9 protein-coding genes and 1 pseudogene are annotated in these 13,836 nt (G+C 40.3%); 9 read left to right on the top strand and 1 reads right to left on the bottom strand.

Going from position 1 to position 13,836, the window contains the following annotated elements:
• Positions 1–67: 67 nt before the first annotated feature.
• A complete protein-coding gene (locus M313_RS0119925) occupies positions 68–1,054 on the bottom strand; it encodes a Gfo/Idh/MocA family protein (RefSeq protein WP_010199440.1) in 987 nt (328 codons plus the stop codon).
• A 394-nt stretch (positions 1,055–1,448) separates the two neighbouring features.
• Here M313_RS0119925 and M313_RS0119930 point away from each other — a divergent pair, with 394 nt between their 5' ends.
• The 9 genes and pseudogenes from M313_RS0119930 (at position 1,449) to M313_RS24190 (ending at position 13,525) form a co-directional block, all read left to right on the top strand.
• Positions 1,449–2,582, top strand: coding sequence for a M20 family metallopeptidase (locus M313_RS0119930; protein ID WP_010199442.1), 1,134 nt, complete (start codon positions 1,449–1,451; stop codon positions 2,580–2,582).
• A gap of 131 nt (positions 2,583–2,713) precedes the next feature.
• Positions 2,714–3,751: an N-acetyl-gamma-glutamyl-phosphate reductase gene (gene argC / locus M313_RS0119935; protein WP_029326614.1), complete on the top strand. Its 1,038-nt coding sequence runs from the start codon at positions 2,714–2,716 to the stop codon at positions 3,749–3,751.
• A 15-nt stretch (positions 3,752–3,766) separates the two neighbouring features.
• On the top strand, positions 3,767–5,005 hold the full coding sequence (argJ, locus tag M313_RS0119940) for a bifunctional ornithine acetyltransferase/N-acetylglutamate synthase (protein ID WP_010199445.1): 1,239 nt from the start codon (positions 3,767–3,769) through the stop codon (positions 5,003–5,005).
• Positions 5,006–5,019: 14 nt separating this feature from the next.
• Positions 5,020–5,817: an acetylglutamate kinase gene (gene argB / locus M313_RS0119945; protein ID WP_010199447.1), complete on the top strand. Its 798-nt coding sequence runs from the start codon at positions 5,020–5,022 to the stop codon at positions 5,815–5,817.
• Entirely contained in the window at positions 5,810–7,006 is a 1,197-nt protein-coding gene (locus M313_RS24185) for an aspartate aminotransferase family protein (protein WP_010199449.1), read from the top strand. Before argB ends, M313_RS24185 begins: the two co-directional genes overlap by 8 nt.
• Positions 6,999–8,072: a carbamoyl phosphate synthase small subunit gene (locus tag M313_RS0119955; protein ID WP_010199453.1), complete on the top strand. Its 1,074-nt coding sequence runs from the start codon at positions 6,999–7,001 to the stop codon at positions 8,070–8,072. Before M313_RS24185 ends, M313_RS0119955 begins: the two co-directional genes overlap by 8 nt.
• The gene (gene carB, locus M313_RS0119960) at positions 8,062–11,286 is read left to right on the top strand and encodes a carbamoyl-phosphate synthase (glutamine-hydrolyzing) large subunit (RefSeq protein WP_010199456.1); all 3,225 of its coding nucleotides are present in this window, start codon (positions 8,062–8,064) and stop codon (positions 11,284–11,286) included. Before M313_RS0119955 ends, carB begins: the two co-directional genes overlap by 11 nt.
• Positions 11,271–12,245 (top strand): ornithine carbamoyltransferase, encoded by a 975-nt coding sequence (gene argF / locus M313_RS0119965; RefSeq protein WP_010199458.1) that lies wholly within the window; start codon positions 11,271–11,273, stop codon positions 12,243–12,245. Before carB ends, argF begins: the two co-directional genes overlap by 16 nt.
• Positions 12,246–12,312: 67 nt before the next feature.
• Positions 12,313–13,525 (top strand): annotated as a pseudogene (locus tag M313_RS24190) (argininosuccinate synthase).
• Positions 13,526–13,836: the final 311 nt, after the last annotated feature.

The following is a 13,836-nucleotide window of genomic DNA, read 5'->3' on the forward strand; positions in this document are numbered from 1 at the left end:
AAGTTAAATGAAAATAAATAAAAAAGAACCGCCCATATGCAACAGGCGATTCTTTCAGGAGTATAGGTTACCTTTGGTCTGCCGGGTAAACAAGACCTATTTGTGATCGGGCTTCTTCTATTAGCTCCATTGTTTGCAGGGAAGCACTAAGAGAGTTGATGGAAGATTCCTTCTCACCAGATTTAATAAGGCGAATAAATTCTTCAGCCTCATAATACATGGATTGACCCTTTTGAGGGACCGTTATATCTTCCTCTGTCCCGTCTTTATACCTAATCAGTACCTTTTCTGGTGTATGGATGGTATCTAAAATGATCGTTCCTTCTTCCCCTTGTATTTCAGAAGGAAGGTAGGAGTTTGCTATTTTAGAATAGGCAACCGAAGCATCCATTCCATCATACTGGAACAAGATACTTCCTTGACCATCGACGCCCGATTCAAGCATATGGGCCATGCCAAATAAAGTTTTTGGTTTCCCAAACAACACCACCATCGGATAGATGGTATAGATACCAATGTCCATTAAAGCTCCATTGGAAAACTCGGGCTTGAAAGCATTAAGGACCGTACCTTCCTTGTACTTATCATAGCGGGAAGAATACTGACAATAACTCGCGACATAACGTCTGATTTTCCCGATTTTATGCAGGTTTTCTTTAACTGCCAAGAAATTAGGAAGGAGGGTGCTTTTCATTGCTTCCATCAGAACAACGTTATTCCTTTTTGCCGCATCTATCATTTCAGTTAACTCTCTAGTATTTGATGCTATCGGTTTTTCGCATAGCACATGTTTACCTTGATCCATGCAGGCAATCGCTTGCTTTGCATGTAAAGAATTAGGACTGGCTATATAAACTGCATCAAATTCCTTGCTTTTTGTAAAATCATTCAAATCAGTATATGTAGTAGATACATTAAATTTATTCCCGAATTCCTTTGCTGTTTCTTCTTTTCGGGAATAGACAGCAGTTAAGCGGAAATCTTCCGACTCAAGAGCTGCATTAATAAATGATTCTGTTATCCAGTTGGTTCCGATCACACCAAAACGTATCAAATTAATACCTTCTTTCTCTAATAGATGTAGACAGTATAGCAGAAATGCCGAAAAAGTAGCAAAAAAAAGAAGGCACCTTTAAAGGTGCCTTCCTGCGTATTGAGGCGAAGGACAGCATGACCACATTCATGCCTTGCTCAAAGAGCGCGTCCGTCGACTTACACAATTCAGCTCATCGCTTCATTACTATAACATAGATTTACGATAATACATATTAGATTGTTTATTCAGAAAATATCACTCTTTTTGAAGAAAATAGGTTTGAACTCTTAGAATAGGTAGAATAAAGGAAATATAGGACTTAATAAGTAGAAAAGGTATAATGGTATAGGTAAATAAATATATGTATATAGAAGAACAGGTTTATGCGTCTATTATGTCAGGAGAGAGTAAGATGAAAGAGTATTTACAAAATAACCAAACTAACATGCTAGAGTTATTGGAGAAACTGGTCAATATAGATAGTGGATCGACCTCTAAAGAGGGAATAGACCAGATTGGATCTATTTTATCAAAGGAGTATCGGTCTATCGGATTTTCGGTACAAGTGTTAGAAGAAGAAAAGTATGGAAATCATTTAGTCATCCAGCATCCTTTAGCAAAAGAACCAAAGGTAATAATAGTGGCACATATGGATACGGTATTCCCTAACGGTACCGTACAAAGTAGACCATTTAAAGTAGAAGGTGGCAGAGCATACGGCCCTGGTGTCATTGATATGAAAGCCAGCCAAGTTTCCATACTTTATGCAATGAAGGCATTAATTCACTCCCATTCTAAAGCTTATCAGGATGTTGTACTTGTATTGAACAGTGATGAAGAGATCGGATCTCCGTCTTCTAAATCGCTTATTGAGAGCAAAGCAAAGGATAAAAAATATGCGCTTATCATGGAACCTGCCAGAAAAGACGGTTCACTTGTCACCGCAAGAAGAGGAAAAGGAAAATATACGATAAATGTACGTGGGCGGGCAGCGCATTCCGGAATTGAGCCGGAAAAAGGAAGAAGTGCGATTGAAGAGCTTGCTCATAAAGTGATACAGTTACACGCACTTAATGATCATTCTAAGGGAATCAGTGTCAATGTAGGCTTGATTGAGGGAGGATCATCTGTTAATACTGTTTCTGATAGTGCTGTCGCCCATGTAGACATCCGAATCACAGAACGAGAACAGGCCATCCCTATTGAACGGAAATTGGAAAAGATTTGTGCATCTACAGATGTCAAAGGTACAGAGGTCGAGTTGGTTGGCGAAATGAATAGGCTTCCTATGGAAAAGACTGAACGCACAGAATCATTGTTACATGTCATTGAGAAAGTTGGCAAACAGATAGGAGTAGAGGTAAAAGACACTGCTACAGGCGGTGGATCGGATGCTTCCTTTACTGCTGCGATGGGTATTGCCACCGTTGACGGGATGGGTCCGGTTGGAGGAAATGCCCATAGTGAAGAAGAGTACCTAGAAATTCCATCTCTAACAGAACGAACAGAATTATTGGCCAAAACGATTGCTGCTTTAGGTGAGTAAAATTTGAAGAAGATGACCTTGGAGAAAATCCTAGGTCATCTTTTTTGTTCTTTTCAAAAAAACATATTGTATTTTTATACATACGTAGTTATAATAATTCATATTATTAACGCATGGAGAGGATGAAAGTGTTGAAGGTTGGAATTATTGGAGCGAACGGATATAGCGGTGCAGAACTTATAAGAATTTTAAAGCAACATCCAGAAGTGGAGTTGAGTTTTCTAGCTTCCCATTCTACAAGTGGAACACTTATCACCGAACAATATCCCCATTTAGAAGGGGTTTCTGAGTGCAGATTAGAAGAAATAAATGTAGACGATATATTGGGAAGAGCCGATTTGTTCTTTTTTGCTACTCCATCTGGAGTCGCTAAAAATCATGTTCATAGATTTGTAGATGAGGAGATTCCTTGCATAGATCTCTCAGGGGATCATCGGTTAAAAGATTCTCGTTTATACGACAAATGGTATAAATATTCATCAGCGCCGACGAGTGTTTTACAAAAATCTACATATGGGCTGCCAGAACTTTTTAGAGAAGATATCAAAAATGCGACTTTAATTGCAAATCCAGGATGCTATCCCACAGCAACATTAATCGGTCTTGCACCCTTATTAAAGAACAACTTAGTTCACCTAAACAGCATTATCATAGATGGCAAATCTGGAGTAACCGGCGCTGGAAGAAAAGCTTCCATGGGCACACATTATTGCGAAGTTAATGAAAATGTAAAAGCTTATAAACTAGGAAACCATCAACACATCCCGGAAATGGAACAAGTCATTCAGACCTATACCAATTCGGATGCCACCATCACATTCACACCACATCTTGTTCCAATGTCGAGGGGGATAATGTGCACAATCTATTGTGACTTGGCACAATCTTTGTCAACGAAAGATGCATTAGAACTATATCATGAATTTTATCGAAAAGAGTATTTTGTTCGAATCAGACAGGAGAACCAATGGCCCGCCACTAAAGAAGTTTACAGTTCCAACTATTGTGACCTCGGAATAGCAGTGGACGAAAGAACCAACAGAATCACCATCGTATCTGTCATTGATAATGTAATGAAAGGTGCTTCCGGGCAGGCAGTTCAAAACATGAACATCATAAAAGGCTGGAATGAACAAACAGGACTGAAATTCACTCCAGTTTATCCATAAATATGAGGTGAGGATATGAAAGTGGATGTATTAGCGAAAAAAGAAAAATGGATTACCGTGGAACAAGGAAATATATGCACACCCAATGGCTTTTCAGCCGGTGGGCTACACTGCGGAATAAAACGGAAACGAAAAGACCTGGGATGGATTTATAGTCAAGTTCCTGCAACCGCTGCAGCAGTCTACACAACCAATCAATTTCAGGCACCACCGCTTAAAGTTTCACAAGAAAGCATCAACACCAACGGAACGCTTCAAGGCGTCATCGTTAACTCAGGTAATGCTAACTCTTGTACAGGAAAAGAAGGAATACAAAACGCTTATAAAATGAGAGAAGTATTTGCCGAGAAAGCCTGTCTTAATGAGAACGATGTTGCAGTTATTTCCACAGGAGTCATAGGGGAACAACTGCCAATGAACAAGATTGTATCAGGTGTTAAATCGATATCAGCATTTGTAAACGGGTATGATGCGCCTTCTTTTGAAGAAGCTATTCTGACGACAGACACCTTTACGAAACATATATGTCTTCAATTAGAGACTGAAAATAAAGTTTATACAATAGCAGGTGCGGCAAAAGGTTCGGGAATGGTACACCCCAACATGGCAACGATGCTTGGGTTTGTCACAACAGATATCCATATAGAACATGAAGCATTACAACAAGCTTTAAGAGAAGTAACTGCAGAGACATTTAATATGATTACCGTGGACGGAGATACAAGTACAAATGACATGGTGCTTGTATTGGCAAATGGGATGGCTGGAAATGAAAAATGGACGCAAGATGACGATGAATATGCTCTTTTTAAAGAAGGACTTCATATAGTTTGCCAATCACTCTCTCAACAGATAGCACGAGATGGTGAAGGTGCTACAAAGCTAATTGAAGTACAAGTAAATGGGGCAGTAACGGCGCATGATGCCCAAGTGATTGCTAAAACCATTGTTGGTTCGAGTTTGGTAAAAACGGCGGTTTTTGGCCAGGATCCAAACTGGGGTCGGATTGTGTCGGCTGTTGGGTATAGTGGGATCACCATTGATACGGAGAAAATCAAAGTAATGATCGGCCCCATCTTAATCGTGGAAGATGGGATGCCTGTTACATTCTGCGAAGAAGAAGCCAAATCTTATCTAAAGAATGAAAAAATAGACATAGTTGTAGACCTTGAAGCAGGTAGTGAACATGCTACAGCTTGGGGTTGTGATTTATCTTACGATTATGTACGAATTAATGCATCATATCGAACGTGAAAGGAGGCAAATAAATGAAGTCGCTCGTAATAAAGTGTGGGGGCAGTACAGTCGAGAAACTTTCTTCTTCTTTTTTTACTGAATTAGTGGAATTAAAAACCAAGCATCATATTCAACCAATCGTTGTTCATGGAGGAGGACCATCTATTTCCAGTATTTTATCCTCCCTAAATGTGGAAACAACTTTCGTAAACGGTTTAAGGAAAACCACCGAACCGGTATTGGAAGTGGTGGAAATGGTATTGTCAGGTTCAATGAACAAACACCTTGTCCGGCAGGTGATGAAAGCTGGGGGGAATGCGATCGGGTTAAGTGGGGTGGATGGAAAGCTACTGGTGGCAAAACCAATTTCCAATGCAGAAGAGCTAGGTTTAGTTGGAGAAATTGTGGAGGTAAACACAGAATTATTGATTCCTATCATGCAAAAAGGAATCATTCCAATCATTTCACCAGTGGCTGTTGATACAAACGGCCAGCACTACAATATCAATGCGGATATGGCTGCCGCGGCTATCTCAATTGCTTTCCGTTCTCCGTTATGCATGATCACAGATGTTGACGGGGTGCATGTAGGAGGCTCAATTGCTTCAAGTTTATCAGACTTAGAAGTTTATAGACTTATAGAAGAGAAGCAAATTACCGGCGGGATGATCCCAAAAGTGGAGGCAGCCGTTCAATGCTTAAGGCAAGGGGTAAGTATGGTAGGAATTATAAATGGCACCGAGAATGATGCCCTCACAAGCTTTGCTTTAAACGATCATCTCTTTGGTACTTCATTTTATCTTGAGGAGGTCATGGAGGAAAGTGTTTAAAACTACTAGTAACTACTCGCCCATCATGAATACATACAGCAGGCTGCCTTTATCCATCCAAAAAGGGAAGGGAACGCTTGTCTGGTCTGATGACAATAAAGAGTATCTTGATTTCACTTCAGGCATAGCAACATGCAATCTCGGACATTGTCCACCGGAAGTTGAGAAGGCTCTTACCGAACAACTTTCAAAGCTATGGCATACGTCCAATCTTTACCACGTTCCAAAACAGGAAGAGCTAGCCTGCCTTTTAACTGAAAAAACATGTTTTGATCAAGTTTTCTTTTGTAATAGCGGCGCAGAGGCAAACGAAGCTGCCATTAAGCTGGTAAGAGCTTTTGCAAACAAAAATGGCAATAAGCAAGCCAGCATGGTGACTTTTCAACAAAGCTTTCACGGCAGAACCTTGGCTACAGTGGCTGCTACAGGGCAAGAAAAAATAAAGTCCGGATTTGAACCAATGCCAGAGGGATTTAATCACTTGCCTTACAACGATTTTGGTTCCATTGAAACTATAAAAGATATGTCTCCAACTGCCGTTATGCTAGAACTTCTTCAAGGCGAGGGGGGAGTGATTCCGGCAAATCCTGATTGGGTTAAGAGATTGTCGGACATATGTAAGGAAAATGGGATTCTGCTTATCGTTGATGAAGTACAAACGGGAATGGGGCGTACAGGGAGTTTATTCTTATACGAACAATATCATATAGAGCCAGACATCATGACACTTGCGAAGGGACTGGGATCTGGTTTTCCAATTGGTGCAATGCTAGCTAAAGAGGAAGTCGCCATTGCTTTTTTACCTGGAATGCACGGAAGCACTTTTGGTGGAAACCCCTTGGCAAGCACTGCCGGAATGACAACATTAAATGTGATATGTGAACCCGAATTTCTTAACAAAACAGGGGAGCAGAGTCAGTTACTTCTAAAAGAGCTTAAAAGGTTTCAAGAGGAATTTTCTTTTATCAAGGAAATAAGGGGAATAGGCATGCTGCTTGGTCTCGAAATTAGCGGAAATGCGGTGGATTTGGTCAAATTAGCATTAGAAGAAAAACTGTTAATCTTGACTGCCGGTCCCAATGTGGTAAGACTACTTCCTCCACTTACTGTATCGGAAGAAGAAGTAAACTCTTTTGGTCAAAAATTCACTAAGGTACTACAGAAGTTTAGGGAGGTACATCATGGATAATGGATATTTAGTACTGGAAACAGGGGAGGTTTTCCCCGGAAAGTTAATAGGAAGTAAGGAGGATGCGATTGGGGAAGTGGTTTTTAACACAAGTATGACAGGTTATCAAGAAATCATGTCAGACCCCTCCTATGCAGGTCAAATTATCGTCTTTTGCTATCCGTTAATTGGAAACTATGGCATACACCCTCAAGATTATGAAGCAGAGAGCATTTACGCTAAAGGCGTCATTATGGGAGAGGCGTGTCATTTGCCTAACCACTACTCTTCTGAAGTAGCAGCACCTGAACTTTTGGAGAAATTAAACATCAGCGGCCTAAGTGATGTAGATACAAGAGAGCTCGTTAAAACCATACGTAGAAGTGGATCTGTAAAAGGATACATTACGGATTCTATTAAAGACTTCCCCACTGTGAAAGAAACAGAAAATTGGGTGGAATTCGTATCTACTTCTAAAGTGAAAAACTATCCAGGGAAAGGCCCTCATATTGTTCTGTTGGATTATGGATATAAAAAGTCTATCTTAGAAGCGCTGCTTTATGCAGACTGTCAGGTGACAGTGGTCCCATACAACACAAGGTTGAAAGAGTTGCAAGCACTTCAACCTGATGGTGTATTGCTAAGCAATGGACCCGGAAATCCAGAAGTCTTAAAAAATCACCTTCCAAAAATAAAAAACATTGCAGAACAATTTCCGACGCTAGGTATTTGTCTAGGGCATCAATTGTTAGCACTGGCATTTGGGGCAACGACAGAAAAGCTGCTTTTTGGACATCGAGGCGGTAATCACCCGGTTAAAGATATTGCAACAGGAAAAGTGTATATTACGTCGCAAAATCACAGCTATAACGTAAAAGAGGAATCTATTAATCATGAGATTTTTTCTATCACCTATAAAAATATTAACGATGGGACAGTGGAAGGCCTTCAACATAAACATCTTCCTGCTTTGAGTGTTCAATTTCACCCGGAAGCACACCCTGGTCCGCAGGATACTAATTTCATCTTTGAAAAGTTTTTAACTATCATCCATGAAAAAACAGGAGTAATGTCATATGCCATTTAATAAAACCATAAAAAAAGTGTTAGTAATTGGTTCAGGACCCATCGTCATCGGTCAAGCAGCAGAGTTTGACTATGCTGGAACACAAGCTTGCCTTGCCCTCAAAGAAGAGGGGATAGAAGTGGTCCTCGTAAACAACAATCCTGCGACCATCATGACTGATGTGGATATTGCAGATCATGTTTATATGGAACCTTTAACAGTGGAAAGTCTAGAGAAAATTATCGAGAAAGAGAAGCCGGACGGAATTATCGGGACGCTCGGCGGGCAGACAGCATTGAACCTGATAGTAGAGCTTTCGGGTAAAGATATCCTAAAAAAACATAATGTTTCTGTTCTTGGAACATCCGTTCACTCTATCCAACAGGGAGAAGACAGAGAACTTTTTCGAACACTTATGATGGAATTGAATGAACCAATACCCGAATCACAAATTGTCCACTCCATAAAAGAAGGAATGGATTTTGTGAAAAAAATTGGATACCCGATTATTGTTAGACCTGCTTACACTTTAGGCGGAGAAGGCGGGGGATTTGCCTATAACGATCAAGAGCTTCATATGTTACTGAAAAAAGGATTGCATCTAAGTCCTATAAATCAAGTGTTAGTGGAAAAAAGCATTAAAGGCTGGAAAGAAGTAGAGTATGAGGTAATGCGAGATGAGAATGACACATGCATTATCGTGTGCAATATGGAAAATTTCGATCCAGTCGGAGTTCATACGGGAGATTCCATTGTGGTGGCACCTTCCCAAACGCTATCAGATAGACAATATCAAATTTTAAGAAATGCGAGTTTAAAAATAATAAGAAACTTGAAAATTGTCGGTGGCTGCAATATTCAATTTGCTATGGATCCTAATTCGGATAATTACTATATTATTGAAGTGAATCCTCGGGTCAGCCGTTCATCTGCCCTTGCATCAAAGGCAACTGGTTATCCGATTGCAAGAATTGCAGCAAAATGTGCCATCGGTTATCACTTGGACGAAATTATAAATCCTATAACAGGATCCACCTTCGCTTCCTTTGAACCTGCTCTAGACTATATAGTAGTAAAATTACCGAGGTTTCCGTTTGATAAATTTCCAGAAGCCGACTCCACCCTTAGTACCCAGATGAAGGCAACTGGAGAAGTACTTGCTATTGACCGTACATTTGAAGGAGCGCTCAATAAAGGACTACGTTCCATGGAGATGAAGGTAAATGGAATTACCCATCCAGCTTTAGCCGTAATGAATGAAAATCAATGGATGGAATTACTTAAAGAACCGACTCATTTGAGGCTTTTTGCGATTACTCATGCTTTAGGACAGGGCTTGTCCATAGAATCCATCCAGGAAATGACCTTTATTGATAAGTGGTTTCTTCATAAGTTACAACAAATGATCATGCTTGAAAAGCATCTTTCCACTAAGTGTTTAGATACATTAGAGCTTGACTTCTTAAAGAAAGCCAAACGCCAAAATATAAGTAATGAGAGACTTTGCTCGTTGTTAGGGTGTGAGAATAATTCATTAATGGTGCACTTGAAAAAAAATCAACTCTTTCCATCTTATAAGTTGGTGGACACATGTGCCGCCGAATTTGAAGCCATCACACCATACTACTATTCCACCTATAATGGAGCGGATGAGGTAGATGTCAGTGAGAACAAAAAAGCACTTGTTATCGGTTCTGGTCCAATCCGTATCGGTCAAGGAATCGAGTTTGACTATTGCTCTGTTCATGCGGTAAAAGCCTTGAAGAAAGCAGGCTTTGAAACCATAGTCGTAAACAATAATCCCGAAACAGTCAGTACCGACTTTTCAGTAGCAGATAAACTTTACTTCGAACCTATTACAATAGAAGATATCGTACCTATTATCCAAAAAGAAAAAGTGGACCTTATATTCATTCAATTTGGCGGACAGACTGCCATCAATCTTGCTGAAGGACTAAAGGAAGAAGGTGCCATAATCGCAGGAACTAGTATCGAATCGATTGACAAGCTAGAGGACCGATCCCACTTCTATGCTCTGTTGGAATCAGAAGGCATTCCTCATATAGAAGGAAAAATAGTGGAACAAAGCAGTCAATTAAAAGCAGAAGCACAGGCTTTAGGATATCCGGTATTGGTACGTCCTTCTTACGTAATAGGAGGGCAGTCTATGTACACCATTTATGACGATGGAGAAATTAACTCATTCCTTGATATACACCAACATAATGAGTCACTATGGCCTTTACTAGTAGACCGTTACGTGCCGGGACTTGAATGCGAGTTGGATGTCATTTCAGACGGAGAGCAGATATATATCCCAGCCATTTTTGAACATATTGAGAAGGCTGGAGTTCATTCGGGTGACAGCCTTGCAGTGCTTCCTTCCATTTCCCTTTCAACCCAGATGAAAGAAAGACTAGTAGAGTATACGAAGAAAATATGTAATACAGCGCAAATAATTGGCATTGCCAATATTCAGTTTGTTATTAATAGGGATAATATCTATGTGTTAGAGGTAAATCCAAGAGCATCCAGAACAGTCCCGATTGTGAGTAAAGTGACGGATGTTCCAATGATTGAACTTGCGATTAAAGCACAATTAGGCGAGAAGCTTAGTCAAACTGGGATAAAAGAAAATCCGGGTTTCTGGACCGTCAAAGCACCTGTCTTTTCCAATACAAAATTAAAAGATGTGGATCATGTTTTAGGACCAGAAATGAAGTCTACTGGAGAAATAATCGGGTTGGGAGAAACATTAGAAGAGGCAATGACTAAAGCGTTGTTTCTGGGAAAAGCTAGTCCTTTCAACTCCAAGCAGGAGGAAAAAGTAGTCTTTTGTTCCATCTCAAACCGCGAGAAACAAAATGTACTTCCACTTTTAGATGAACTGGTAAAGAAAGGTTTTTCTTTTGTAGCAACGGAAGGAACTGCCGAATATTTGAAAGAAAATAACATTTCCGTGATATCAACTTCGCAGACTGAACTGCACAGTATTCTAAAAACAGAAAAATTTGCAGCAGCCATTATCATTCCTACCATAGGGAGAAACCCATCACGTAATGGGGCAATGTATCGTGCGTTATGCACAATGAACGGCATTAAAACTTTTACATGCTTAGAAACTGCTTATCAAGCGATCGTATTGGAAGAAAACATACAATTAAATTATCAAACTATAAAGAAATATTTACAAAACAAAAAGAGAGAGGTTGAATATTTATGCAAAGTGTACTAAAATGGGAAACGAACAAGGAGACCTATCATATTAGTCAATCTCATTTTTTGACACTTGGATCCTTTTCACAAGAAGACATTTATTTTTTATTAGAAGATGCTATTAAACTAAAAAAATATCAAAAAGAAGGAATACCTCACCCATTTTTACAAGGTAAAGTTCTTGCCATGCTATTTGAAAAGGCTTCTACAAGAACAAGAGTATCGTTTGAAGTCGGCATGTTGCAACTTGGTGGTCATGCCATTTTCCTAAGTTCCAATGATATTCAATTAGGGCGGGGCGAGTCACCGGCAGATACAGCAAAAGTTTTGTCACGTTATGTTGACGGATTGATGATACGGACTTTTGATCATGAGATATTAGAAGATTTTGCACGGCATTCGGACGTCCCAATCATTAATGGCCTTACCGATTCACATCACCCGGCTCAAGTATTGGCAGACCTTTTGACCATCAAAGAGCATAAGGGGAAATTAAAAGGCTTAAAGATTTGTTATTTGGGCGATGCCAACAATAATATGGCTCATTCTTTAATAGAAGGTGCAGTAAAAGTCGGCATGGACATTTCCATCGCTTGTCCTTCTGGTTTCGAACCGGATCTGTCCATACTCACTGCAATGAAGAAGGAAACTCTCTTAACAGGTTCTTCTATACATGTCGGAGAATCCCCTGTTGAAATGATCAAAGACGCAGATGTAGTCGTAACAGATGTGTGGACCAGTATGGGGCAAGAAGCAGAATCAAAAGAAAGACTTAAAGTTTTTGCGCCTTATCAAGTAAATAAAGAGCTTTGCAAACATGCTAAGGACGATTTCATCTTTTTACACTGCCTGCCAGCACACCGCGGTGAAGAGGTAGCTATTGAAATCATTGATGGACCCCATTCTGTTGTATTTGATGAAGCTGAAAACAGACTTCATGCACAAAAAGCCATTCTGAAGGCTTTGCTCGGCAACTAAATTTTTTTACACTAAAATGTATAAAAATACAACAACGTAGATTTTTATACCGGAGGAGGAAATTGATATGAAGAAAGAAAAAGTGGTTTTGGCCTATTCAGGAGGACTTGATACTTCCGTTTCCGTTAAATGGTTACAAGAGAAATATGGCTATGATGTGATTGCGCTGGGTCTTGATGTTGGAGAGGGCAAAGACTTGGAATCGATTAAACAAAAGGCTCTCGATGTCGGTGCAATTAAAGCTATTATGGTTGATGCAAAAGAGATGCTTGCCAAAGATTATATTGTACCTGCACTAAAATCAAATGCGATGTATGAGGGGAAATACCCTCTATCATCCGCATTGTCTCGTCCGCTTATTTCAAAGCTGCTTGTACAAGTAGCAGAGGAAGAGGGAGCGGTAGCAGTGGCACATGGTTGCACCGGGAAAGGGAACGATCAAGTTCGTTTTGAAGTTTCCATTCAAGCACTAAATCCTCATTTGAAAGTCATTGCGCCTGTTCGTGAGTGGGGGATGACAAGAGATGAGGAAATTGAATACGCAGTTAAGCATAACATCCCAATTCCGGTTAATTTGGAAAAACCCATTTTCCATCGATGCAAATATTTGGGGCAGAGCATGTGAAGCAGGGGTCCTGGAAAACCCATGGAACGAGGCACCAGAAGCTGCTTTTGATTGGACTAACCCGATTGAACTGACACCAGATCAACAGGAATACGTTGAAATAAGTTTTGAAAAGGGTGTACCGGTAGCACTAAATGATAAGCAAATGGGCCTAGTTGATTTAATCGAAGAACTAAATCTGCTTGGGGGAAAACATGGGGTTGGAAGAATCGATCATATCGAAAACCGCTTGGTCGGAATCAAATCAAGAGAAGTATACGAAAACCCGGCAGCTCTTATTCTTATTCAAGCACATAAGGAACTGGAGTTTTTGACTCTTCCAAGAGAAGTTAGCCAGTTTAAAGCTACCATTGATGAGCAAATGGCGAAAGTCATCTATGAAGGACTTTGGTACTCTCCATTAGTGAACGCACTAGGAGCATTTATTGAAGAGACACAGAAAAATGTAACAGGGAAAATTCGCGTGAAACTACAAAAAGGCAATCATACTGTAGTAGGACGCCAATCGCCATACAGCCTCTACAATGAAGAGCTTGCAACCTATTCCAAGGGGGATATGTTTGATCATAATGCTGCAGTAGGGTTCATCAAACTATGGGGACTTCCTACAAAAGTATACGCAGAAATCCACAACAAACAAAAAGTGACACTTTAATAGATGGAGTAACTTCCAGTAAACATGTTGATTGAAGTGGAAGGCGCGCAGACGCCCGCAGGAGGAAGGGAGACCCCGCGGAGGCCACTGAAAACGGAGATTTCATGTTAGTAGATATTTCTAGCTGTTGATTGGAGCAAAGGGCGAAGACTCCTGAGGGAGAAAGCGCTAGGTGGAGACCCCGCAGGCCAAGCCGAGGAGGCTCCAGCAGCGCCCCTAGGAATGCGTAGCCATTTGTGGAGATCAACAGCGGATGTCGAAACAACCTCTATAACATAAAAATTCCAGTGGCTTCCAAAGTGGCAAGGAGG

This window comes from Bacillus sp. m3-13 (assembly GCF_000175075.1).
Classification (GTDB): Bacteria; Bacillota; Bacilli; order Bacillales; family Bacillaceae_I; genus Sutcliffiella_A; species Sutcliffiella_A horikoshii_C.